The following is a 23,625-nucleotide window of genomic DNA, read 5'->3' as shown; positions in this document are numbered from 1 at the left end:
GATCGTGCGGCCGGTCGGGGGGCGGTGCCACCCCGGACGCCGGTGGCCGGGCGGAACCGCGCCGTCACCGGCCGGGCCGCCGCGCCGGCGCACGAGGCGGTCCGGATCCCGCTTCGGGTGCTGCTGACCCGCCCGGTCGTCGGCCGTCCGTCGCAGGCCGTCCCTGTCGCCCGCCGCGTCCGCGGGCGCGGCGCCCGTGGCGGCCGCCCGAGCGGCGAGCGGGCCGCTCAGGTGCACCTGTCGGGGCGGCCGGGTGGTCCCGTGCCAAGAACGCTGCTTGCCGACAAGCCCCTCGGGTACAGCGAGAGATTATGGGTGGTGCTCGCAGCACCCGGATCCTATGGAAAGTGATGTGTTCGTGACTTCTCCCGGCGGCGCCGACGATCGCGCTGAGAGCTCGGGTGACGTGCCGGACGCCGGCGCGCGTGAGATCGCCGATGCCGTGGAGAGCCTTGCGAACCTGTGGTCGACGGCCGCCCAGGAGGCGGCTGTGCGGCTGTCGCTCCACCAGCTGCGGGCGCTCAGGACCCTGGAGACGGCGCCGGAGGTGAATCTCACCGGTCTGGCGGAACGGCTGGACATAGGGCTTCCCACCGCCAGCCGGCTGTGCGACCGGCTGGAGGCGGCCGGGATGCTGGAGCGCTCGCTGCACCCGCGCAACCGCCGTGAGGTGCAGCTGCGGCTCACGGGGCAGGGGCGGCGGGTACTGGGAGACGTGGCCCGTCGGCGCACCCAGGCCCTGGCCGGTGTGCTGGCACAGATGGCGCCCGCGGAGCGAGCGGCGCTGGTCCGCGGCATGAAAGCTTTCTTCTCGGCACACGGGAAGGTGCCGCCCGGGTCACCGGAGGCACCGTAGGGCCGGCCGGCCCGCCACGCTCTCTCAGGGCGCCTCGCCGGGGCGGCCGTTCCAGTCGACGCAGACGACGGCGGCGTCGGCGAGCAGATCCTGGTGGCCGACGTGTTCCAGGAGACCGGCGACGACCGAGCGCGCCGTCTCGTGCGGTGGTGTTCCCCGGGTCGCGCTCAGGACCTGGCGCAGGACGCTCTCGCCGAACACCTCTCCGGTCGCCGAACGGGTGCCGTGGGCGCCGGTGCTGACGGCGACCAGGCGGTCTCCCGCTTCGACCTGGAACGCCTGCTCCTCGTAGAGGGTCTCCTCGAGCATGCCGAGCGGCAGCTGGGCCTCCAGTTCGACGCGTTCGATCCTGGTGCCGCGGAGGCGGTACAGCTGGGGGGACCCGGCGTCCACGGCATGGACCCGGCCGGTGGCGAGGTCGAAACGCAGCAGGAGGGTGGAGGCGTACGACTTGCCTCGGTACTGCGAGTAGAGGGCCTGGTCGGCGAGGCAGGCCTGGTCCGCGAGGCCTACCCCGGCACGGCGGGCGTTGCGCAGCGCCCCGACGGCGAGGTTGGTGAGCAGGGAGGCGTCGATGCCCTGGCCCATGCCGTCGGTGACGGTGAGGGTGAGGTGGTCGGCGCTGGAGGACCAGTCGAAGTTGTCGCCGCCGATGGCGTAGGCCGGCTCCAGGTGGGCGCCGATGACGTACTCGTCGCGCACGCAGCCCGTGCCCGGCAGCAGCTGCCACTGCATTTCGGCGGCGAGGGTGAGCCGGCGGGTGCGGCGTGCCAGGAGGTACAGGTCGGTGTCCCGGCCGGCCGTGGTGAGTTCGTGGCCCAGTGCGGTGGCGAACTCCCCGAGCCGCAGGACCGTACCCGGATCGGTGGCGGTGTCGGGAACGCGCACGCAGAGCACGCCGAGCCGGTCACCGCGTACGGTGATGGGCAGGTGGACCAGCTCGGTGGCCGGTTCGGCGGTGACTTCGATCACCGGGGTCTGCGTGGTGAAGGCGGTACCTGCGGGACCGTCGTGCGCCGAGACCGGATCGCCCGTGTGCGGTAGCTCGGTGACGGGCTGCAGGACGCTCAGGCCGTAGTCGGCGAGGAGGAGCGTCACGTCCCGGGCGCCGAAGCGCTGCGCCAGCAGGCGGCCGGCGGTGGGCACCAGGGCGTGGGGCGGAGCAGCACGCAGCTGGGCTTCCACGGACGGGACCGGTTCAAAGGCGTTCACGGATTCTCCATCCTCTCCCCTTGCGACCTCCACGCTATCGCGTTCCGGGGCGGCTTCCGGCGTGATCGGCGCGGCGGTGACGGACGCGCGTGCCCGGCCCTGACGGCAGGCGCCTCGCCTTCGTCGCACGGGGAGCGCCGGGTGCACGCGGCGGACCGTCCGGGCGGCCGGGTCCGCGGGCTGGGAGCGTCCCTCACGGACGCGGGGCCCGTCAGCGGGCGGCCGGCGCCGGGCGGGCCGGGGCGGGCCGGTCGCCGGCTCGGTGCGGCCGGACCGCGGTCGCGGTGGGACGGGCGTCCGGGCGGCATGGACCCGGGCATCGTCGGCTGCCACGTCCCGCACCCGGGAGGAGTCGTGGCCGGCAGCTCCCGCACCCGCGTCATCCGTTCCCCGTGGGACCGGCGGGCCTGCCGGTCACCCAGGCGACGACCGTGACGACGGCGCCCTGACCTGCCCGGCTGTCGACGCTGAGCTCGTCCACGAGCCGCCTGGCCCCGCCGAGGCCCAGCCCGAGACCGCAGGCGCTGCTGTAGCCGTCGGTCATCGCCAGGTCCACGTCGCCGATGCCGGGTCCGCTGTCGGTGAAGGCCAGCCTGATCCCCCGCCTCGGGCCGTCGGCGAGTGAGGTGATCTCGACCTGTCCTCCTCCGCCGTGGACCAGCGTGTTCCGGGCCAGCTCGCTGGCCGCGGTGACGAGCTTCGTCTGCTGCACCAGCCCGAACCCGAGTCCGGCCGCGCACTGGCGTACCCGGTGGCGGACCCACGCGAGATCGGCGTCGGAGGCGATGGGCATGGTGGTCGTGGCGGCGGGGTCGGAGGCGGGCATCACATGCCCCCCGGAGGAACGAGTCGACGGCCTCGGGGGGCCGGGAGGACGGCCCGCGGTGCCGCCGGCGGCGCGGTGGGCCGTCCTCCCGGGAGGAGGGCGGTCATCGTGGTGTCGCACCGGCCGCGCGCAGTGAGAGCTCGATGCCCTGCCGGGCGAGCGCGTACTCCAGGGCGTCGGCCAGCGAGCCGCGCGTGTGGACCGGACTCAGGTCGATGCCCAGGTGCACGATCGTCTGCGCGATGGCGGGGCGGATGCCGGAGATGATGCACTCGGCGCCCATCAGCCGCACCGCGGCGACCGTCTGCATCAGGTGCTGCGCGACCAGCGAGTCGACCGCGGGGACGCCGGTGATGTCGAGGATCGCGTGGCGGGCCCCCCGCTCGACGACGGCCTGGAGCAGCGACTCCATGACGACCTGGCTGCGGGCGCTGTCCAGCGTGCCGATCAGGGGCACCGCGACGACGCCTTCCCAGAGGCTGATCACGGGGGTGGCCATCTCGAGGAGTTGGTGCCGCTGGCGGGCTATCAGCTCCTCGCCGGCCAGGACGGCCGTCTCCATGATCACCAGTCGCAGCGTCCCCGTCAGGACGGTGAGCGCCAGCAGGGCTTCGCGCGCTTCATGATCGGGCAGCTCCTCGCCGCGCAGCAGCTCGGCGGCCGCCGCTCGCAGGCCGGCGGCCTCGTTCGCGATCCGCGCCGGGCTGACGCCCCTGCGCGCACGCGAGGCGGCCATGCGTCCCAGCTGTTCGCGCGCGGGGTCGAATCCGGACGCCGCGACGTTCTCCAGCCGGCCGCTCGACGCGACCTCGCGCAGAGCGTCCACCACGACCTTGCAGGCCTCCACGGCTTCGTCGCGGGAGACGGTGAACACGGTACGGAAGAGGGGCATGTCCGCCCACCGCTGGGCGATCTGTTCGCGGCGGCGTTCCAGGAAGTTCCCCAGTTCCCGCGCCGCCACCCCTTCCGCGGGCTGCTCCGGCACCTGCATCGTCTCCCTCCGCGACGGGCCGCTGCGACCGACGCGTCGGGCACAACAGCGGCAATTATTGTCTCATGACAAGCATGGGCGCTGCGGGCGTGGTGAAACGACACAGCATCGACACATCCGGCTCGTGGACGCGACCGCCCTGGCGCGCGACGTCAGCGTCCGTGCCAGTCCAGGCACACCACCAGGGCGTCGTCGTCCGGAACGGAACGGCCCCGATGGCCGGTCAGCTCGCGCAGGACGGCGCGCGGCACCTCGGCGGCCGGCAGGAGGCGGGTGGAGGTGATGGCCCGGGCCAGCGCCGTGTCCCCGTACGCCTCCCCCTTGGGCGAGGCGACCGCGTGCACCCCGTCGCTGACGAAGACGAGGCGGTCCCCCGGCTGGACCTGGAAGTCCTGAGGCACGTAGTCGGTCTCCTCGAACATCCCGAGCGGCAGCTGCGCCTCGAAGGCGACGGGCTCGACCGAACCGTCACGCAGCCGCAGCAACTGCGGTGAGCCCGCGTCCACGACCTTCGCCCGGCCCGTCGCGAGGTCGAAGTCGAACATGAGCACGGAAAGGTAGCAGCGCCCCCGGTAATGGGCGTACACCGCCTGGTCGGCCAGGGCCGCCTGGTCGTCGATGGCGATACCGGCCCGCCGGGCGTTGCGCAGCGCGTTGATGGCCAGGTTGGTCAGCAGGGCGGCCTCTATGCCCTCCCCCATGCCGTTGGTGACGTAGAGCATGAGGTGGTCCGCGGTGGCGGACCAGTCGAAGTTGTCACCGTAGATGGCGTACGCCGGCTCGAGCTGCGCGCCGAGTTCGTACTCGGGACGGGAGCACGCGCGACCGGGCAGCAGCTGCCACTGCATCTCGGCGGCCAGGGTCAGCCGGTCCTTGCGCCTGGCCCGCAGATACACGTCCGTGTCCCGCTCGGCGACCACGATCTCGTGCCCGAGCACCTCGGCGATCTCCGCGAGCTCGTCGAGGCGGCCGGGCTCGGCCTCCCCGTCCGGCAGGGTGACCGACAGCACGCCCAGCCGGTCCCCCCGCACGGTGACCGGCAGATGCACGCGCGCGGGGCCCTCGTGGAGCACCTCCACGAACGGCTCCTGGGCACCGAACGCACGACCGGCGGCGCTGCCGTACACCGACACCGGCTCCGTCCCGTGGGACGCCGCCGACACCGGCTGCAGGAGGGTGAGCCCGTAGTCGGCCAGGTACAACTCGACGGAGCGCGCGGCGTACTCCTTGGTGAGGACACCGCGCACAGCGTCGAACAACGCATGCGGGGCCGCCGTGCGCAGGGCGCGCTCGGCGGTCACAAATCTGTTCACGACGGTCAAAACACCTATCCTTCGACGGACACGGGCCCGGCCCGGGTGACGAGGCCACCCGGAGTCGAATCGCGCCGTTCGTCCGAACCATCTCTTGCCGCTCGCGGCACCTAGTACGCTGGCGGCCGTCCCAGTGCCTGCGAGAGTGTGACGGTGACTGTCTTCCGCCCCCGCCCAGAGCCCGCCGAAGTCGCACGCGTGACCTTGACGGCCGTGGAGTTGCTGGAAGTCCTCTGGGGGCGGGCCTCGACCGCGCCCGCCTCTCCGTCCCAGCTGCGCGTCCTGCTGATGCTCGAGCACCAGGACGGCATCAACCTGCGCACCCTCGCCGACTCCCTCGCCTCCACCCCGCCGTCCACCAGCCGGCTGTGCGACCGCCTGGTGGCCGCCGGCTTCCTGGAGCGGGTGGTCAGCCCGGCCGACCGGCGCGAGGTGCGGCTGCATCTCAGCAGCCGCGGTCGCGCCTTCCTCGCCGACCTGCGTGCGCGCCGGGAGCGGGAACTGCACGCGGTCCTGGAGCTGATGCCCGCCGCCAAGCGGACCGCGCTCCTGGAAGGACTCGAGGCGTTCTGCGACACGGCGGCACTGCAGATACACGACACCGCGCCGGACGCCGGAGACCAGACGGCCTGAACACAGGGCCCAGCCACCGGTCGCCCCCGCGGTTCAGGGCTTGGATGGCCGGCACACGGAGCGACCTCCGTCCACCGGAGCATTGCGGTTCCTTCCCCGTGCGTCACGACTCCGACACTTTGTTGCCTCACGGCCATAGTTGTCAAACGGCAACTGTCAGGTCCGTGAGTCTCCCGGTTCGGATACCCCGCCGTCACCGCCGCCCGCTGTGAGCAGCGTCTCGGAGTCACCCGGAAGCGGAATCGACCACTCCGGAAGGAGCCGATCAGATGCGGGGCCCGCCGCCGGCAATCGTCCGAGCCGGTGCGGGCCGGGCGTACGTCCCCGCGCGGGGGTCACCGTCTCACCGGGTGTCGTCGGGCGGCTGGTCGTGCCGCGGGGCGTCGGGCGGTGGCCCGAAGTGCACGCGGATCTTCTGGAAGCCCTTGAACGCCTCGGTCGCCGCGTACGACTGGTAGGCGCGGCGGTCCGCCGGGCTCAGGTGCACCCGGTCCGTGAACGGGGACAGCAGACTGCGCGGCCACAGCCGCATGATCTGCACGGCTCCCACCTCGGCGGCTGTGACGAAGATCAGTGCCCCGGCATAGAGCCAGGCGAGCAGTCCCAGCACGATGCCGAACAGGCCGTAGGTGGCCGTGGCGCCGCGCAGGACGTGGCTCACGTAGTAGGAGCCCACCCACTGCAGTGCCTGCCAGGCGATGGCGGCGCCCAGCGCCACGCCGAGGAGGCGGCGCAGTGGCAGTGGCCGGTGCGTCAGCAGCTGGTAGCTCAACAGCAGCAGCACCGTGCTCAGACAGACGGAACCTGCCGTGGCGGCGATCCAGGTCGCGCCCCGCAGCCGTGCGCCGAGGACGCCCGTCGCCGAGCCCGCCACGGACAGCAGGGTGAAGGCACACAGTCCGAGGGCGAGGAGCAGCAGGAAGACCAGGCCCTTCAGGCGCGACCGCAGCGGATCGGGGCGGGCGTGCCTCGGCACGGCCCAGATCTTGTTGAGCGCGTACTGCGCGGCCTGGGCGACGCCGAGAGAGCCGTAGAGGCTGCCGACGATGCCGGCGGCCAGGGCCACACCGTTGCCGTGGAAGGAGCGGATGTTCTCCCCGATCTGGTCACCGATGACCGGGAACTCGCTCAGGGCGGAGTCAAGCACCCGTTGCCGCAGGTGGGGGTCGTCACTGAGGAAGGTGCTCAGGACCACGACGAGGATCAGCAGCAGCGGGAAGAGCGAGAGGAAACCGTAATAGGTGAGGAGGGCCGCGAGGTACAGCGCCTGGTCGTCGTAGAACTTGTACAGGACGCCGAGCGGCTGGCCCACCCAGCGGTGCCGTCGCTGATACCGGTCCAGGCGTGCGAGGACACTCATGGTTCACCCCCGGTGAAGGGCGCTCGGCCGCACGGGGAGCAAGCAACGGATGACCGGCGCCATGGGCGACGAATCTACGCACCGCACGCCATCAGAAGTCTCCGCCCACACCGTTCCGAAACGGGCGGGCCGGTTCTCCACCCGTGCGGAGTGACCGGCCGTGATCGGCGGTGCGGGCCGGTCCTGGTCCGCGGCCGCGGACGGCGGCTGCCTGCGCTGCGGGGCGGACCACGTGTCACACCGCCGTGTCACAGCGCCGGAGCGCGCCGGTGAGGCCGGACCCGGTGACGGTCCGGCCGGCGGCCCCCGGTGTCAGGTGGTGCTCAGCATGCCTTCGCGCAGGCGGGTCAGCAGACGCGTGATCAGGCGCGAGACGTGCATCTGCGACACGCCGAGCCGCTCGCCGATCTGGGCCTGGGTCAGTTCCTCGACGAAGCGCCAGTGGATGATCTTGCGGTCGCGTTCGTCGAGCTCGGCGATCATCGGAGCGAGGGCGTGGAAGTCCTCCACCAGACCGAGGGCCGTGTCCTCGTCCCCGATGAAGTCCGCCAGCGCGGCCTCGCCCTCCTCGCTGCCGTTGATCGCGGCGTCCAGGGAGGCCGACCGGTAGCCGTTGGAGGCGAGCTGGGCCTCGACGACCTCGTCCTCCGGGAGGCACATCAGCTCGGACAGTTCCTTGACCGTCGGCGTCCGGCCCAGCCGGCTGCGCAGTTCCTCGTTGGCGCGCGCGAGCTGGACGCGGGCCTCCTGGAGCCGGCGCGGGACGTGCACCGCCCAGGAGGTGTCACGGAAGAAGCGCTTGATCTCACCGACGATGTAGGGGACGGCGAAGGAGGTGAACTCGACCTCGCGGGACAGCTCGAACCGGTCGATCGCCTTGATCAGGCCGATCATCCCGACCTGGACGATGTCCTCCATCTCCTCCTGCCCGCGGCTGCGGAACCGGGCCGCCGCGAAGCGCACGAGGGACATGTTCATCTCGATCAGCGTGTTGCGGGCGTACTGGTGCTCCGGCGTGCCCTCCTCGAGCACCGCCAGCTGTTCGAAGAACAGCTTCGACAGCTCCCGCGCGTCCTTCGGCGCCACCTTGGACGGGTCCGCGATCTCCGGCACCGTCACCGTCTGCTCATAGGTCCGCACGGTCGTCGTCGCCACGGTCGCGCCCCTCCCAGTCGATCGGATTGTCGTCTTCGCCGGTCCGTCGGCCGACAGGCGAGCGTCTACCCCGGCTGCCGGCCGGCATTCCTGGGATGTCCCGGCTTCCGGCGGCACCGGCACACCGCTCCGGTCACACGGCGGTGATGACCAGGGCCGCCTGGTCGTCCTCCACGTCCCGGCCGTCGCCCAGGAAACCGCGCACGTCCTCGGCGATCGTCCGCAGGACCTCCGCGGCGGCCGGCCGGGGCGGAGCGGACGCCAGCGCTGCGGCCAGCCGCGTGTCGCCGTACTGGTCGGTCCCGGCGGCCCGGCACTCGGTGATGCCGTCGGTGTACAGGAGCAGGCTCTCGGCGGGGCGGAGGGTGAAGCGGCGGCCGGTGAGCCTGGGCGGGATGCCGATGCCGAGCAGTCCGCCGGGCGCCTCGACCGCTGCGACCGTGTGATCCGCGTCCAGCAGCAGGGGCATCGTGTGACCGGCCCTGACGAGGTGGACGGTGAGTCCGTCGGCGGCCGGTGCGAGGTGACCGTAGACGAGGGTGACGAAGCCGTTGTTGAAGTGGGCGTTGCGGTCGTTGAGGGCCTTGTCGACGGCCTTGACGATGTCGACGGGGTCGTCGAGCAGCGGGGCGACGGCGCGAGCGGTGTGGCGGACGAGGGCGGTCGTGGTGGCGGCCTTGGCCCCGCGCCCGCAGACGTCTCCGAGGATGAAGGCCCAGCTGCCGTCGTCCCGGCGGAAGACGTCGTAGAAGTCGCCTCCTATCTCCAGTCCCTCGCCGGCCGGGTGGTAGAAGGCGGCCAGCTCGGCGCCGGGGATGTCGGGCAGGTCGGGCAGCAGCAGACCGGTCTGCAGGTCGCGGGCGATGGCGGCGCGCTGCGCGTACTGGCGGGCGTTGCGGGCGGCCGAGGCGGCGCGGCGGGCCAGCTCCTCCGCCAGGGCGATGCGGTGCCCGTCGAAGCTGTGCTCCTCGGTGGACAGCAGGGTCAGGGCGCCGAAGGGCCGCCCGCGGTCCACGAGGGGCACGCAGACGTAGCCGGTGACGCCCAGGTCGCGCCAGGGACCGGGCCCGGCCGGGGGACGGCGGGCCACTTCGGTCAGCCCGGTCGCCAGGACGCGGTCGATCGCTTCGTCCCCGCCGCCGGCCGGGGCGTGTGCGCGGAGCAGGTCGCGCGCCTGCTCGGTCGGGGCGGCGGTCGCCACCCGCCGCACGCGTCCGGCCTCCACGACGTCGACGGCGGCCAGGGGGGCCAGGGCCGGCCTGGCCAGGGCGGCCAGGCACTCCAGCGTCTGCTTCTCGTCCAGCCGGCCGGCCAGGGCGGTGCTGGCGGTCAGGAGGAAGGCGAGGTCGTCGCGGGCCGCCTTCTCCCTGGCGTCGGCCGCCAGTCGGGCCTGTTCGGCGTGGTGGCGTTCGATGGCGAGGGCCGCGGTGTCGGCGAAGACACGGGCCAGCGCGAGGTCGCTGTCGTAGGGGGCGCGCGGGGTGCGGTGGTACATCGCGAACGTGCCCAGCAGCCGGCCGTCGCGGGCGAGGATCGGCGTCGACCAGCAGGCGGCGAGCCCGGCGCGGCCGGCGAGGTCGCGGAAGTCGTCCCACAGGGGATCGGTGGCGATGTCGTTGACGGCGACGGTTCGCCGCCGGTGGGCGGCGGTGCCGCAGGAGCCCACGCCTTCCCCCGTGGCGATGCCGTCGATGGCCTGGTTGTAGAACGCGGGCAGGCTGGGGGCCGCGCCGTGCCGCAGGTGCCGGCCGTCGTCGTCGGCCAGCAGGACGGAGACGATCACGTCGGGAGACAGTTCCTCGATCGCCCGGCACATGCCGTCCAGCACCTCGGGCAGCGGGGCGTGCCGGGCGATCTGCTCCAGCAGCGCGCGCTGCTCGGCGGCGAGTCGCCGGGCGTGCTTGATGTGGGTGGTCTCCACGCCGATCATCCGCACGCCGACGACGTTGCCGCCGGCGTCGCGGCGGGCCTCGTAGGTGAAGTCGAAGTACGCCTCACGGGCGTCCGCCCCGGCTCCGATGACGACGCGCGCGTCACGGCCGACGTGCCGCTCCCCGACCGGTACACCTGGTCCAGGAGGGCGATGAATCCCTGGCCGACCAGTTCGGGCACGAGGTCGGCCAGCGGTACACCGGTGCGCTCCCGCCGGCCGCCCCCGACGGCCGCGAAGAACGCCGGGTTCGCCGCCTCCAGCACGTGCGCGGGCCCCGCCATCGACGCGAACAACGCGGTCGACGTCCCGAAGAGCAGCGACAGGTCCTCGTCCGTGTCGCGCACGGCATCGGACCGGCTGGTGCCGCCCGTCGGCCGCCGGTCACGTTCAGCCGTCACCTCGCCCCCCTCACCGGCCGCCTTCCGGCAGCCATCATGTCGTTCGGCATCGGTCCATGCCTCACCCGGGATCGTGTGCACCGGGACGACCGGCGCAAGCCTGCCGGAAGGACGCCGCGCTCAGTCCAGCGCCAGGTGCAGGCGTACGACCAGCCCCGTCGGCGGTGTCCGGATCTCCACCAGGTCGCACAGATGGTGCATCATCCACATGCCCCGGCCGCCGGCCGGGGACAGCGGGTCGGGGCGGCGCCGGCCGACCAGGGGATCCCGGAGCCGGCCGCGGTCCCGTGTCTCGGCGATCAGGGTGCCGTCCGCACGCCACAGCCGCAGGGTGCCGTGCCCTCCGCCGTGCCGCACCGAGTTGCCGGTGGCCTCGTTGACGGCGAGCAGCCAGTCGGTGCGGCGGCGCGCCGACAGGCCCTGCGCGGCCGCCCAGTCCGCGGCGACGCCCCGGACCTTCGCGAGGTCACCCTCCGCGAAGTGCAGGACGAGGGGGTCCACCGGTTCGGGCAGCGGCTCGTCGCAGTCGCGGCACACCGCGTGTGCGGGCGCGTAGGCCGGGCTGTCGCGGTGGCCCTCCGGATCACCGACGACGGGATGGGTCCGGTGTGCCTGCGCCAGTACGCGCTCCGGCAGGGCGGTGTCGTAGGGGCACAGGATGGTGGCGTCCCGGTCGGCGAAGGCCAGGTTGATCAGTGCTTCGTGGCGCGTGGCCTCGCGTGCTTCCGCGGGAGTGCGGCCGACCCAGATCGGTTCGCTGACGATGGACGGACGCCGGTCCGCGTGCTGGTCGGCGAACTCCTGGAGCATCGACAGGATCCGCCCCGGATTGCGTCCGGTCTGCCGCATGTCGGCCCAGGTGACGTCCTCGTGTGCGGTGCCGAGGGTGTCCCGCAGCAGGCTCAGGCGGGCGCCGGGCACGGCGACCAGCAGGGGGCGGCCGCCCGCCGCTTCGGCGCGCACGAAGTCGCCCACGCCCCGCAGGTAGTCCTCCTGCGTGGTGTAGAAGAAGGCGGGGTGGCGGACCGTCCCGGTCCGGCCGGGTGCGGCCGACGGTCGTGTGTACGTCGTCACCGCCCGGCCTCCTCCGGGCGGGCACCGGGCTCACCGGGTGCGTGCCGGGCGCTCCAGGACCCCTCGCCGATCAGCTGCCCGGATCGGGGCCCGGCCAGACGGGTCCGGTCGGCGGTGGTCGCCGGCGGCCTTCCGCGCCGCGTGGCGGAGACGGCGCCGACGCCGCGCTCGGCGTGCGTACGCGTCCCGTGACCGCGGCCGGTCGCGTCGGAGGGGCACCGCGCCTGCTCGCCCCCGCCGGTCCCGGCCCGCACGAAGGGGACCGGATGACCGGCCCATGCGTCGTCGGCGGGGCGCTGCACCGGCACGTGCCGGGCGGGCGCGGACTCGCCGCGCGCCTGAGCGGGTATGCCGTGCATCAAACCACCGTTTTCCTCCCTCGTGCGGCGGGGCCCCGTAGCGTGCGCAGGTGACAAGCTACCGCAGGGTGCTCCCGGCCCGGGAAACCGGACCCCGCCCGCGGACCGTCTGCCGCGTGTCCATGGCACCGCGGGCTCAGCCGGACGCACCGGCGCCGTCGGGCGCGGCGTCGACGGGTCCGTCGGCCAGCGCGTCGGCCACCGTGGGATGGACGGGCAGCAGCTGCGCGATGCCCGTCATGGTCACCATGCGCGTGAGGCGGTCGGGGACGTCGGCGAGGCGGAGCGAGCCACCCGCCTCCCGTGTCGTGTGCAGCAGGGAGATGAAGGTGCTCAGCCCCGTCGAGTCGACGAAGTCCACGCGTGCGAGATCCAGGACGAGGTGGGGCACTCCCTGTTCCACGAGGTCCAGGGCGTGCGCGCGCAGGGATGGCGCCGTGTGCAGGTCCACGTCTCCGGTGACGGCGAGGACGGCGGTGCCGTCGCTGACCTGCTGGACGGTCATGTCGAGGGTCTCGGACACGTCGGTCATCACTCCTGGCCGGGGTTCGGGCACTGCGGTGGTGTGCGCTGGGCGGTGACGTCGGGGGCGGACAGGGCGTGGTTCGCGGTGCGGCGGGTGGTCATGGCCGCGGTGTGTCGTCGGTTCCGCGACCGCGGACGGTGACCAGGTCGGCGAGGCCCGAGACGGTGAGTACGGGCTCCAGCAGCGGGCTGACGACGAGTTCCAGCCGGTCGGCGTGGGCGAAGAGCACGCTCAGCCCGGCGCTGTCGAGGTACTCCACCCCGGTCAGGTCCACGACGAGCGGACCCGATCCCGCCTCCAGGGCGTCGGCGAGGGAGCCCGCGTTGCTCATGTCGATCTCGCCGCTGACGGTGAGACGGGGGGTGCCGTCCGGGCGTCGGCCGGGGGTGAGCCTCAGGGCGGTGGTCATCAGGCGATCCTCATCTGCATGTCGACGGTGGTGCCGGACGGGCCGGGAGTGATGGTGACCTGCTGCATCATGGCCCGCATCAGGGTCACGCCCCGGCCGCGGTGGGCGTTGAGCTCCGGCTGCGGCACCTTCCACCGGCCGCTGTCGGCGACGGTCAGGCGCAGGTTGTCCACGAAGGCTTCGGCGCGCAGCCGCACCGCCTCGCCCGGCGTGTGCCGGTGACCGTGCTCGATCGCGTTGGCGCACGCCTCCCCCGCGGCGACGAGCACGTTCTGCACGGTGTTCGGAGGCAGGCCGCACTGGGCGAGCCAGTTGCGCAGCGCCTTGCGGACGGGCGCGAGCTGGCCTGACTCGGCCGGGAAGGACAGCTCCAGCGGCGCCGGATGACGGTAGAGCAGCAGCGCCACGTCGTCGTCGTACCCCCCGACCGGGGCGAGCCGCGCCATGACCTCGGTGGCGAGGTCGTCGACGGGCACCTCGCGGCCTCGCTGCACGGCCTCGCTCGCCTCGTCGATCCCGGTGCTGAGCGGCCGCCGGCGGCGTTCGACCAGCCCGTCGGTGTACAGCAGCAGCGTGGCCCGCGCGGGCAGGGTGCACCGGGCCTCGGGGCGCTGCCGGCCCGGTCGGACGGCGAGGGGCAGGGACCGGCCCTCGTCCAGGAGCCGGGTGGTGCCGTCGGGATGCGCGAGGATGCCCGGGGGGTGTCCGGCGCTGGAGTAGGTCAGGTCGCCGGTGCCGGGATCGAGGACACCGCAGAAGACGGTCGTGCACAGCGCGCCGGGGACGCTCGCCGCGAACTGGTCGAGTGCCATCAGTGTCCGGGACGGGCTGGGCTCGCGCAGCATCAGGGCGCGGCAGGCGCTGCGCAGCTGCCCCATGACGCTGGCCGCCTCCAGCCCGCGTCCGACGCAGTCGCCCACGACGATGCCGATCCGCCCGTCCGGCAGGGCGACGGTGTCGTACCAGTCGCCTCCCACCTCCAGGGGGCGGGTCGCGGGTTCGTATCGCACGGCGAAGCCGTCGGGGAGCCGGGCGGGACCCAGTATGGCGCGCTGGAGCGCGATGGCGGTCTCGCGCTGCTGGTCGATCTGGTGGGCCCGGACCAGGCCCTGTGCGAGGTGCCCGGCCAGCAGGGAGAGCAGGAGCCGGTCCTCGGAGGTGAACGGCCGGTTCTCGCCCAGGTCGATCCATACGGCCAGCGGGCCGTGGGGGTGTTCCAGCAGGACTCCGGCGCCGGTGTCCGCGGCGACCGGGGTGAGCGGTGACCGGTGGCACAGTGCGGCGACTTCCTCCCGGCGCTCGGCGGGCAGGTCCTCCCATCGCAGGTCCGCGTCCGTGGCGGTCAGGGCGGGTACGTCACCGCGTCCGAAGACGGCGGCGACGACGCTCCGCGCGCGCCACAGCGCCCTCAGTTCGGCGAGGGCGCCCGACAGTGCTTCGGGCAGGCTGGCGGCCCTGGACAGGGACGTGCTGAGCGCGGCCAGCGCCGTCTCGCGCTGGACGGCGTAGTGCTCGGCGGTGACGTCGCGGAAGGTGCCCACGGTGACGCTGCGTCCGGTGTCGGGGTCCTCGGCCTTGTTGTAGGTGACGGCCACCCACACACGGTGACCGTCACGGTGGGTGACGGGGACGGTGTAGGAACCCTGGGGGTTTTCCAGCAGGGCGGTGAAGGCGTCACCGACCTGACGGTGCGCTTCGGGGTCGGCGGCCGCGTCCGGCCACCACGGGTGGACCGGTGCGTACGGCAGGTCCTCGGGACCGTAGCCGAGGATGTCGGTGAACGCCGTGTTGATCTCGACGACGGCTCCGGACTCGTCGCAGACGAAGAACGCCTCCTGGAGGGAGTCGATGAGCGCCGCCCGCCAGCGGACGTGGTGGCTGCGCAGCCGGGACAGTTCGATGTTCGCGCGCACGCGCGCCAGGAGCTCGGCAGCGGCGAAGGGCTTGACCAGGTAGTCGTCGGCGCCCGCCTGCAAGCCCTCGATCGACGCCTCCTGTCCGGCCCTCGCCGACAGCAGGAGGACGGGTACCGAGGCCGTACGTGTGTCGGCGCGCAGCCGGGCCACCAGCTCCAGTCCGCCCAGCCGGGGCATCATCACGTCGCTGACGACGAGGTCGGGGGTGTCGCGGCGGGCGGAGTGGAGGGCTTCCGCGCCGTCGGTGACCGTGCTGACCTGGTATCCCGCTCCGGACAGGATGCGGGTGAGGTATTCGCGCATGTCGGCGTTGTCGTCGGCCACCAGCACGCGGGCGGTCACGGCGGGCACCGCGCCGGAGGCGGTGGTGTTCGCCTCGGCGGGCATACCCATGTCGTCGGTGCCGGTGCCGGTGGTCCCGCCCGGAAGCCAGCGCAGGGCCTCCTGGACGTAGGGGTCGGCGGTGGCGGACGCCGCGGTGCCGCCCGCTTCGGGCAGCACGGAGTCGGAGGGCAGGTGGGCGGCCCCGAACGGTATGCGGATGGTGAACGCGGTGCCCTTGCCCTCGGTGCTCTCGGCGGTGATGGTGCCGCCGTGCAGAGTGACGAGTTCCTGGACCAGGGCCAGGCCGATGCCGCTGCCCTCGTTCGACCGGGAGCGTGCGTTCTCGATGCGGTGGAAGCGCTCGAACAGCCGGGGCATCTCCGCTTCGGGCACGCCGATCCCGGTGTCCGCGACGGTGACCACCGCGTGCCGGCCGGCTCCGCGGACGCCGACGCGGACCGTACCGTCGAACGTGAACTTCAGGGCGTTGCTGAGCAGGTTGAGGACCACCTTCTCCCACATGCCGCGGTCGACGTACACGGGTTCGTCCAGGGCCGGGCAGTCCACGTCGAACGCGAGCCCGGCCTTCTCCATGGCCGAGCGGAAGACGCTGGCCAGCTCCGCGGTGACCAGGGCGAGGTCGACCGGCTCGTACCGGGCCTGCATGCGGCCCGCCTCGATGCGCGAGAAGTCCAGCAGCGTGTTGACCAGCTTGCCCAGCCGCAGTCCGTTGCGGTGGATGACGTCGAGCTCCTGCCGTACGTGGCCGTCCGCGCCGGCGAGCCGCGTCCGGAGGTCCTCGACGGGTCCCATGATCAGGGTCAGCGGGGTCCGGAACTCGTGGCTGATGTTCGAGAAGAAGGTGGTCTTGGCCCGGTCCAGTTCGGCGAGTTCCTCCGCCCGTCGCTGCTGGGCCTGGTAGCTGCGGGCGCTGCCGATGCCGGAGGCGATGTGTCCGGCCGTCAGTTCGACGAAGCCCCGGTAGCCCTCGTCCGGCACGCGGTAGCGGTTGAGTCCGGCGACGCAGAAACCGTAGGGGGCGCTGCCCTGTTGCAGGAGCGGGACCACGAGTGCCTGCTCGGGTGGCTGGGGCCAGTCGCCGCGGGGCAGGTCGGTGAAGACGTCGCCGTCGAGCGGCACCAGCGCCGTCTCGCCGCCGGCCAGCGCCGCGGCGGGCCACACGGCGTCAGGGTCTGCCACGCGGAGGGCGGTCGGTGCGGCCGGGTGCCCGGCGGGGATCCCGGTCCTGCCGGACAGCCGGGCGGTGTCGCCGTCGAACAGGTAGGTGAGGGTGAAGGGCAGATCCTTCCGGTTGCGGTTCAGCTGCCGGTCGGCGAAGGCCAGCACCTCCTGCTCGGTGCGGATCACGCTGGGGTCCGAGCCCAGGTCCCGCAGCGTGGCCATCCGCCGCTCGCCGATCACCCGCTCGGTGTCCTCGCTGACCACGCAGAGCATGCCCACGACGGCACCGGAGTCGTCCCGCAGGGGACTGTAGGAGAAGGTGTGGTAGGTCTCCTCGCTGTATCCGGAGCGCTCCAGGAAGAGCAGCAGTCCCTCGTCCCAGGTGGCATTCCCGGTGTTGAGCACGGCTTCGATGCGCGGACCGATGTCGTCCCAGATCTCCGCCCACACCTCGTTCGCGGGCCGCCCCAGCGCCCACGGGTACTTGCGGCCGAGCGTGTCGCGCCGGTAGGCGGCGTTGCAGAAGAACGTCAGCTGCTCACCCCAGGCCATCCACATGGGAAACCGCGAGGAGAGCAGGATGCTGACGGCTGTCCGCAGGCTCTGCGGCCACTCCCGCGGCGGGCCGAGGGGCGTGGCCGCCCAGTCCACCTCGGCGAGATCGCGGCCCACCTCCCGGTCGGCGGCGAACACGTCGCCGTCGGCGGCCGTCGGCCGCGGCCCGTGCCCAGCCGTGTGCGAACCCTCCACGCGACACCTGTCCCCTCATGCCCGGCCCGCCCCTGCGGCCGTCGCCATGCCGATCGCACGCCTCATGCCTGACCGCGTGCCTATGTCCTGACTGCCCCGGAAGCGGCGCCCGACGCCCCCGTGCGCCCACTGCCGTCTCGCGGGGCGACGGCCTCTCCGGTGCGGCCGCCATCGCCCCGGACACCACGAACGCGTGATTCACACGGGATGCGGGTGATTCCACGGACGGGCAGTTGCGGCTCATAGCATAATGCGGGCGGGCGGGAAAGCCTGTGCGGCTGGTGCGGGGCTACCGGGTACCCGCGCGATGGGGTGCTTCTCGCTCGACCGACCTCTGCCGAACGGCATCCGCTGCCTCGCCGTAGGTGACTCGCCGCACAGGAGAACTGGTGAACGACACAGGAAGCACCCTCGCCATCGCCACGCAGGCCTGGCCGACGGGGCCGGTGGTGCTGCGGGTGGCCGGGGAGCTGGACCATGACACGGGCCCCCGCCTCCGGCACACCGTCGAAGAGGTGCTGCGCGACCCCGGCACAGGCATCGTCGCCGACCTGTCGGAACTGGACTACTGCGACTCCACCGGAGTCACCGTGCTGATCACGGCCTGCCGGCGCGCCCAGGCCCTGGGCTCCTCCTTCTCGGTGGCGCGGCTCAGCCCTGCCATGACCCAGCTCTTCCGCGTGGTGGGCCTCGACCAGATGTTCACGTTGCACTCCAGCGTCGAGGAGGCCGTGGACGCCCTGAACGAGGGCTGACACACGGTCACCCGTGGCACGTCCGCAGTGCCGGGGGCGCCGTGCGGGCGGGGCCGCGGCGCACGGGATGCCGTCACGGTCCGGTCGTCGGGCGCAGGGGACGGCCGGGCCCCTCCCGACCCCATGCCGCGACCGGGCTGTGCGCGGCCGCCGGAGCGGTGTGACGGACGCACGGGTGCACTCGGCGCGACCGGGGGAAGACGTGCGGCATCGGATGGGAGGGTGCCGTGGATGAGGGAAACCTGGAGCTGGGTGAGCTTCTGGCCGCGGCGGAGGCCGCGCCGCCCGGGGAGTCCGTCGGCGTGATCGCGGACGACTTGCGCAAGCGCTTCAGGGCCGAGCGTGTGTCGTTCCTGTTCGCCGATCTGCTGGGGCAGCGGCTGCTGCGCCTGGCCGTGTCGGCCGAGGGCGGCGCGCCGGACCGTGCCGAGCGGATCGGCTTGCGGGGCAGCGTGTACGACAAGGTCCTCCGCAGCCAGCTCCAGCATGTGGAAGCGGACGGCCCGGGCCGGCGGCGCGTGATCTCGCCGGTGACCAACCGCGGCGACTGCATCGGTGTGCTGGAGGTGACGCTGCCGTACCCCGACGACGGTGTACTGGCGCAGGTCGCGGACGCGGCCCACGCCCTGGCCTACGTCATCGTCACGGACCGTCGTTTCACCGACCTCTACCACGTGGGCCGGCGCACCACCCGGACCAGCCTCGCCGCCGAGATCCAGCACCAGCTGCTTCCCTCGGCCTCCTGCTGCGAGGCCCCCCAGTTCACCCTCGCCGCCGGCCTGGTCCCGGCCGACGACATCGGCGGCGACACGTACGACTACACCCTCGACCGCGACACGCTGCACCTGTCCATCACCGATGCCATGGGCCACGACACGGAGTCCGCCCTGCTGGCCACGTTGCTCATGGGTGCCCTGCGCGGCGCCCGCCGCAGCGGCTGTGACGCGCTCCACCAGGCCCGTCGTGCCCACGAGGCCCTGCTGAGCCACAAGCGCGGGCTGGCCACGGGCCAACTGCTGTGCGTACGCCTGGAGACGGGCGTCTGCGAGCTGGTCAACGCGGGACACCCCTGGCCGCTGCGCCTGCGGGCGGGCGCTGCCGAGGCCGAGGAGGTCCCGCTCGCCGTCAACCTGCCGTTCGGCGTGGCGGCGCCCACCTCCTACCGGCTCCAGGAGCTGCGGCTGTGCCCCGGCGACCGTCTGATCCTGCTCACCGACGGCATGCAGGACCGCGGTGCCGCGGCCGCCGACCTGGCCTCTCTGGTGCGCGACACGCGCGACTGCCACCCCAGGGAGGCCGTACGCGCCCTGACCACCGCGGTGTGGGACGTCTGCGAGGGCAACCTCAAGGACGACGCCACCGTGCTCATCCTGGACTGGCACGGTCCCAGAGGATGACCCGGTCCGGCCCGGCGGCGGGGCGCGCCGTCCCCGCCGCGTCAGCGGTGTCGCTGCCCGGGCCAGGGCCGAACCCGCGCCGCCCCACTCCTGCGCCCGTGCCCCGCGTGCCGCGGGCGAGGGCGCGGGGCGGTCGACGCAGACGAGGCACACCGACCGAGGGGCCGCGCGGGGACGTTCGTCTTCCCGGGGCCGGGACACCGGCGCCGCTCACGGCGCTACGATCACGCGTGTGACCGCTGCGGAACCGACCATCCTCGCCACGTCCGGAGGGCATCGTGCCGGTACGCGCACCCGGCTGCTCTTCGACGCCCTGGTCCACCACGCGGTCGACCTCTCGGGGGTGCACGGCAGGCGCCCCCGCATCCTGTACGTCGGCACGGCGACCGGTGACGCCGAGCACGTGACGGCGCGGGTGGCGGAGGCGGCCCGGGTGGCGGGGTACGACCTCACTCCCCTGCAACTGTTCCCGATGCCGAACGTCGAGGACGTCGAGGGCACGGTCCTCGCCCACGACGTGGTCTGGGTGATGGGCGGTTCGGTGGCCAACCTGCTCGCCGTGTGGCGGGTGCACGGCCTGGACGTGATCATGCGGCGCGCGTGGCGGGCGGGCGTGGTGCTCGCCGGCGTCAGCGCGGGTTCCATCTGCTGGTTCGAGGGCGGCGCGACCGACTCCTTCGGCCCCGGCTTGCGACCGGTCACCGACGGGCTGGGCCTGCTGCCGTACGGCAACGGCGTGCACTACGACTCCGACGCGGGGAGGCGTCCGCTGATCCACCGGCTGGTCGCCGAGGGCGCCTTCCGCGCGGCACACTGCACCGACGACGGGGTGGGTCTGGTCTACCGGGGCACCGAGCTGGTCGAGGCCGTGGCGGAGCTGCCGGGCAGGGGCGCCTACGTGGTCGGCCGCTCCGGCACGGGGACGGTGGAGGAGCGCATCGAGCCACGGCTGCTGCCCGCGCCCCGCTTCTGAGCGACCGCTCCCTCCGGTGCGGGACGCCCACGCGTGACCGCTCCTCAGCGGTGCGGCACGCGCGCGGACATGGGTGCCGCCAGAATATGGGGGGCACTTCCCCATGTGGGGGCCGCTGAGGTCTGGCACCGTCTTCCCCGTGACTGAGACCACCGGCCTCCCGGCTCCCCGGACCGCCAGCCTTCCGAGCCCGCTCAGCGCCGGCCCGCCCCACGCCTGGTGGGCCCCGGCGCTGACCCTCGCGGAAAGGCTCGCCGCGCCCGGCCTCCCGGCGGCGGCGCCCGCCGGTGCCGCCGCCGGCCGGGCCCCGTGGAACCTCGGGGACGGCGACGGCTTCGCCCTGCGACTGGCCCACCTCGGGGTGGACGGAGCCACCGCGGCGGCCCTCGCCGCGGAGACCGCCGAGCGCCTCGCCGCCCGCGTGGCCAAGCCCCGCTGGGCCGAGTACGCAGAGGCGGCGCTGGCCGCCGCCCCCGGGACCGTCGACGTGCCGGCCGTGGACGGCACGGGCCCCGGGGTCTTCGCCTCCGTCGTGCGGCCGCTCGTCACCCCGGCCGCCGGCCTTCTCGCCCGCCGCACGGCGGACGTGTCCGCGACCGAACGGGTCGTGTGGCGGGAGGCGTTCGAGCGGCGGCTGACCGAGCAGCTGACCCGGCAGGCGGCCCGGACCCTGGTCCACGAGCTGTCCCAGGCCCGGCGCGCCGGGCGGCTCGTGGGCGCGGACCCGCGGGAGCGGTTCGTCTCGTTCGTCACCGCCACCGGCGGCCGGCGGGGCCTGTCCGCGCTGTTCGCGTCCTACCCGGTGCTGGCCCGGATGCTCGCGCAGACCGCGCTGGACGCCGCGGACGCCGCGGTGGAGCTGGTGACGCGGTTCCGGGCCGACCGGGAGGACCTGGTCCGTGAACTCCTCGACGGCCGCGGGCCCGGTGCGCTGGCCGGGGTGGACCTGGGTCTGGGCGACGCCCACCAGGGCAACCGGGCGGTCGCGGTCCTGCGCTTCGCCGGCGGCGGCCGGCTCGTGTACAAGCCCCGGCCGCTCGACCAGCACGGTCTGCTGGACGACCTGGCGGCCTGGCTCGGCACCAAGGTGCCCGGCCTGGCCCTGCGCACGCCACGCAGCGTGCGCAGGGCGGGGTACGGCTGGCTGGAGTTCGTGGAGCACCGCTGGTGCCGGTCGGGCACCGAGGCCGATGCCTTCTACCGGCACCAGGGCGCGCTGCTGGCCCTGCTGTACGCGGTGGACGGCGCCGACATGCACTACGAGAACGTCATCGCCTGTGGCGACCAGCCGGTCCTGGTCGACGCGGAGACCCTGCTGCACACCGGCCTTCCGCAGGCCATGACGGCCGGCGCCGACCCTGCGGCGGACGCCCTGCATGCCTCGGTGCACCGCACCTGTCTGCTGCCCCACCTGCTGATCGGTGAGCACGGCGCGCTGGACATCTCCGCGCTGGGCCGGGACGCCGAGGGCACCTTCCCGAGCGAGGGCCTGCACTGGGAGGACAGCGGCGAGGACACGATGCGGGCGGTACGGGGGGCGGTGCTCAGCCCCGCCGCGCAGAACCAGCCGCTGCCCACGGGGGCGCCCCTGGACGGGGCCGACCACCGGGCGGCCCTGCTGGAGGGGTTCCGCACCGGCTACGCGGCGCTGGCCGCGCACGGCCGTGAACTGCTCGCCCCGGGTGGGCCGCTGGCGCGGCACGCGGACAGCCCCGCGCGCCTCATCGTGCGTTCCACCCGTCTGTACGCCGCGCTGCTGGAGGAGTCCGCCCACCCGTCGCTGCTCGCCGACGCCCTGGCCCGGGAGGGCGTGTTCGCGGTGCTGTGGACCGAGTCGGAGTGCGACGAGGCCCGTCGGCGCCTGGTCGAGCACGAGACCGCGGAGCTGTGGCGCGGTGACGTCCCCCTGTTCGTGCATCGGCCGTCCGGTACAGGGGTCCGGGCGGCCGATGGCACGTGGTTGCCGGACGTGCTGCCGGTGGCCGCCCTGACCGCGGTCGGCGAGAAGCTGGCCCGGATGGACGAGGTCGACTGCCACGACCAGGAGTGGATCATCTCGGCGACACTGGCGGCGCGCGGCAGTGGTTCACCCCTGGCGCGGCGCTCCGAACTCGCCGTCGCCTCGCTCCCGGCGGTGGTGCCGGACGCCTCGCGGCTGCTGGCCGCCGCGTGCGGCGTCGCCGACGAGATCGCCGCCCGCGCGGTACGCGGCGGCGGCCGGACCAACTGGCTGGGCCTGGAGCAGGTGTCGGGACCGCACTGGGCCGTGCTGCCGATGGGCGCCGGGCTGGGGCAGGGCTACTGCGGGGTGGCGCTGTTCCTGGCGCAGGCGGACGCGCTGACCGGGGCCGGCCGGTACGCCGCGCTGGCCCGGGAGGCGGTCCGGCCGCTGCCCGCCCTGATGAAGGCGCTGGCCGCCGATCCGGACCTGAGCGGGGCGGCCGGACCCGGCGCCTACGCGGGGCTCGCCGGTGTGGTCCACGCGCTGGTGAGGCTGTCCGCGCTGCTGGGCGAGGACCTGACGGGCTGTCTGCCCGACGCGCTCACCGCGCTCGGGCACGCCGTGGCCGGCTGCGCCGATCCGGGGCTGGCCGGTGGTGCGGCCGGTGCGCTGACCGCCGCCGTCGCCGCGCACGAGGCGACCGGGACGCCCGAGGCGCTGCGGCTGGCCGACGCGGTGGCGGACCTGCTGCTGGCCGCGGTGCGCGGACCGGGCCGGCGGGAACCGTCCGCGGACGCCGCTCTCGCCGGTGGCGGGCCCGGGTTCGCGGACGGCGCGGCCGGGATCGGCTGGGCCCTGCGGCGCTACGCCGGCTGTCGCCCGGAGCGGGCCGCCGCGCACGCGGGCGCCGCCGACGCGCTGCTGCGTGCCGCGGTCCGCACGGTACGGACCGCGCCCGCGGACCTGTCCTGGGTCTCCGGGCTCGCCGGCGTGGCCGCCGCGGCGCCCCTGAGTGCCGCCGGCGCGCTGACTCCCTTCCTGGCGGACGCCGAGGTGGGTCCCGGTCTGAGTCTCGGGCAGGGCACGCTCGGCACGCTGGAGGCACTGGTCACACTCGCCGGACGGGGGGACGCGGTGGCCGCGGGGGCGCTGTCCCGGTGTTCCGGACAGGTGCTCGCGCTGGTCGAGGCGCAGAGCCACCGGTGCGCCACTCCCGACCACGTCCCCTCCCCCGGGCTGCTGACGGGCCTGTCCGGCATCGGCTACGGGCTCCTGCGTCTCGCCCACCCCGACAGCGTGCCGTCCCTGCTGCTCCTGTAGGAGCCCGGTTCGGTGACCGCT

The 23,625-nt window shown here is 73.8% G+C and carries 19 protein-coding genes; 6 read left to right on the top strand and 13 right to left on the bottom strand.

The features are described from left to right. The first annotated feature begins 358 nt into the window (after window positions 1-358). Window positions 359-856, top strand: coding sequence for a MarR family winged helix-turn-helix transcriptional regulator (locus ACZ5DC_RS21255; protein WP_468654838.1), 498 nt, complete (start codon window positions 359-361; stop codon window positions 854-856). 24 nt (window positions 857-880) lie between these two features. Here the strand turns inward: ACZ5DC_RS21255 and ACZ5DC_RS21250 are convergent, their stop codons facing one another. The 4 genes from ACZ5DC_RS21250 to ACZ5DC_RS21235 all read right to left on the bottom strand — a co-directional run bounded on the left by ACZ5DC_RS21250 (window position 881) and on the right by ACZ5DC_RS21235 (window position 5,198). Then, on the bottom strand, window positions 881-2,068 hold the full coding sequence (locus ACZ5DC_RS21250) for a PP2C family protein-serine/threonine phosphatase (protein ID WP_468654836.1): 1,188 nt from the start codon (window positions 2,066-2,068) through the stop codon (window positions 881-883). A gap of 379 nt (window positions 2,069-2,447) precedes the next feature. Then, on the bottom strand, window positions 2,448-2,894 hold the full coding sequence (locus tag ACZ5DC_RS21245; RefSeq protein WP_468654834.1) for an anti-sigma regulatory factor: 447 nt from the start codon (window positions 2,892-2,894) through the stop codon (window positions 2,448-2,450). Between the two features lie 103 nt (window positions 2,895-2,997). Continuing rightward, complete coding sequence (locus tag ACZ5DC_RS21240; RefSeq protein ID WP_468654832.1) at window positions 2,998-3,885, bottom strand: STAS domain-containing protein; 888 nt, start codon at window positions 3,883-3,885, stop codon at window positions 2,998-3,000. A 152-nt stretch (window positions 3,886-4,037) separates the two neighbouring features. Further along, complete coding sequence (locus ACZ5DC_RS21235; RefSeq protein ID WP_468654830.1) at window positions 4,038-5,198, bottom strand: PP2C family protein-serine/threonine phosphatase; 1,161 nt, start codon at window positions 5,196-5,198, stop codon at window positions 4,038-4,040. A gap of 198 nt (window positions 5,199-5,396) precedes the next feature. Here ACZ5DC_RS21235 and ACZ5DC_RS21230 point away from each other — a divergent pair, with 198 nt between their 5' ends. Continuing rightward, window positions 5,397-5,831 (top strand): MarR family winged helix-turn-helix transcriptional regulator, encoded by a 435-nt coding sequence (locus tag ACZ5DC_RS21230; RefSeq protein ID WP_468654828.1) that lies wholly within the window; start codon window positions 5,397-5,399, stop codon window positions 5,829-5,831. 343 nt (window positions 5,832-6,174) lie between these two features. On the opposite strand, the gene ACZ5DC_RS21225 is transcribed toward ACZ5DC_RS21230, so the two are convergent. The 9 genes from ACZ5DC_RS21225 to ACZ5DC_RS21185 form a co-directional block, all read right to left on the bottom strand. Then, window positions 6,175-7,191, bottom strand: a complete 1,017-nt coding sequence (locus ACZ5DC_RS21225; protein WP_468654826.1) for a YihY/virulence factor BrkB family protein — start codon at window positions 7,189-7,191, stop codon at window positions 6,175-6,177. A gap of 312 nt (window positions 7,192-7,503) precedes the next feature. Continuing rightward, window positions 7,504-8,346: an RNA polymerase sigma factor SigF gene (locus ACZ5DC_RS21220; RefSeq protein ID WP_468654824.1), complete on the bottom strand. Its 843-nt coding sequence runs from the start codon at window positions 8,344-8,346 to the stop codon at window positions 7,504-7,506. A 133-nt stretch (window positions 8,347-8,479) separates the two neighbouring features. After that, window positions 8,480-10,276 (bottom strand): SpoIIE family protein phosphatase, encoded by a 1,797-nt coding sequence (locus ACZ5DC_RS21215; protein WP_468654896.1) that lies wholly within the window; start codon window positions 10,274-10,276, stop codon window positions 8,480-8,482. Further along, the gene (locus tag ACZ5DC_RS21210) at window positions 10,273-10,677 is read right to left on the bottom strand and encodes a hypothetical protein (protein ID WP_468654822.1); all 405 of its coding nucleotides are present in this window, start codon (window positions 10,675-10,677) and stop codon (window positions 10,273-10,275) included. Before ACZ5DC_RS21210 ends, ACZ5DC_RS21215 begins: the two co-directional genes overlap by 4 nt. Before the next feature lie 120 nt (window positions 10,678-10,797). Next, entirely contained in the window at window positions 10,798-11,751 is a 954-nt protein-coding gene (locus ACZ5DC_RS21205; protein ID WP_468654820.1) for an anti-sigma factor RsbA family regulatory protein, read from the bottom strand. Then, on the bottom strand, window positions 11,748-12,110 hold the full coding sequence (locus ACZ5DC_RS21200) for a hypothetical protein (protein WP_468654818.1): 363 nt from the start codon (window positions 12,108-12,110) through the stop codon (window positions 11,748-11,750). Before ACZ5DC_RS21200 ends, ACZ5DC_RS21205 begins: the two co-directional genes overlap by 4 nt. 136 nt (window positions 12,111-12,246) lie before the next feature. Next, complete coding sequence (locus ACZ5DC_RS21195; RefSeq protein WP_468654816.1) at window positions 12,247-12,642, bottom strand: STAS domain-containing protein; 396 nt, start codon at window positions 12,640-12,642, stop codon at window positions 12,247-12,249. Between the two features lie 91 nt (window positions 12,643-12,733). Then, complete coding sequence (locus tag ACZ5DC_RS21190) at window positions 12,734-13,045, bottom strand: STAS domain-containing protein (protein ID WP_468654814.1); 312 nt, start codon at window positions 13,043-13,045, stop codon at window positions 12,734-12,736. Further along, entirely contained in the window at window positions 13,045-17,217 is a 4,173-nt protein-coding gene (locus ACZ5DC_RS21185; protein WP_468654812.1) for a SpoIIE family protein phosphatase, read from the bottom strand. Before ACZ5DC_RS21185 ends, ACZ5DC_RS21190 begins: the two co-directional genes overlap by 1 nt. A 389-nt stretch (window positions 17,218-17,606) precedes the next feature. Between ACZ5DC_RS21185 and ACZ5DC_RS21180 the strand changes: the two genes are divergently transcribed. From ACZ5DC_RS21180 to ACZ5DC_RS21165, 4 genes are all read left to right on the top strand, one after another. Then, window positions 17,607-17,972 (top strand): STAS domain-containing protein, encoded by a 366-nt coding sequence (locus ACZ5DC_RS21180; RefSeq protein WP_468654810.1) that lies wholly within the window; start codon window positions 17,607-17,609, stop codon window positions 17,970-17,972. A gap of 227 nt (window positions 17,973-18,199) precedes the next feature. After that, window positions 18,200-19,369 carry a PP2C family protein-serine/threonine phosphatase gene (locus tag ACZ5DC_RS21175; protein ID WP_468654808.1) on the top strand — a complete coding sequence of 390 codons (1,170 nt, stop codon included), beginning with the start codon at window positions 18,200-18,202 and terminating at the stop codon, window positions 19,367-19,369. Between the two features lie 232 nt (window positions 19,370-19,601). Further along, window positions 19,602-20,342, top strand: a complete 741-nt coding sequence (locus tag ACZ5DC_RS21170) for a Type 1 glutamine amidotransferase-like domain-containing protein (RefSeq protein WP_468654806.1) — start codon at window positions 19,602-19,604, stop codon at window positions 20,340-20,342. A gap of 139 nt (window positions 20,343-20,481) precedes the next feature. Further along, window positions 20,482-23,604, top strand: coding sequence for a type 2 lanthipeptide synthetase LanM family protein (locus ACZ5DC_RS21165; RefSeq protein ID WP_468654804.1), 3,123 nt, complete (start codon window positions 20,482-20,484; stop codon window positions 23,602-23,604). Window positions 23,605-23,625 lie beyond the last annotated feature (21 nt).

It is taken from the genome of Streptomyces sp. NPDC031445, from assembly GCF_055581365.1.
This window is presented reverse-complemented; position numbering and strand designations above follow the sequence as displayed.

Bases quoted from the DNA above. Each gene is read 5' to 3' on its own strand.
- ACZ5DC_RS21245 (WP_468654834.1), bottom strand. From the start codon at position 2,894: ATGCCCGCCTCCGACCCCGCCGCCACGACCACCATGCCCATCGCCTCC.
- ACZ5DC_RS21240 (WP_468654832.1), bottom strand. From the start codon at position 3,885: ATGCAGGTGCCGGAGCAGCCCGCGGAAGGGGTGGCGGCGCGGGAACTG.
- ACZ5DC_RS21225 (WP_468654826.1), bottom strand. From the start codon at position 7,191: ATGAGTGTCCTCGCACGCCTGGACCGGTATCAGCGACGGCACCGCTGG.
- ACZ5DC_RS21215 (WP_468654896.1), bottom strand. From the start codon at position 10,276: ATGATCGGCGTGGAGACCACCCACATCAAGCACGCCCGGCGACTCGCC.
- ACZ5DC_RS21200 (WP_468654818.1), bottom strand. From the start codon at position 12,110: ATGCACGGCATACCCGCTCAGGCGCGCGGCGAGTCCGCGCCCGCCCGG.
- ACZ5DC_RS21195 (WP_468654816.1), bottom strand. From the start codon at position 12,642: ATGACCGACGTGTCCGAGACCCTCGACATGACCGTCCAGCAGGTCAGC.
- ACZ5DC_RS21190 (WP_468654814.1), bottom strand. From the start codon at position 13,045: ATGACCACCGCCCTGAGGCTCACCCCCGGCCGACGCCCGGACGGCACC.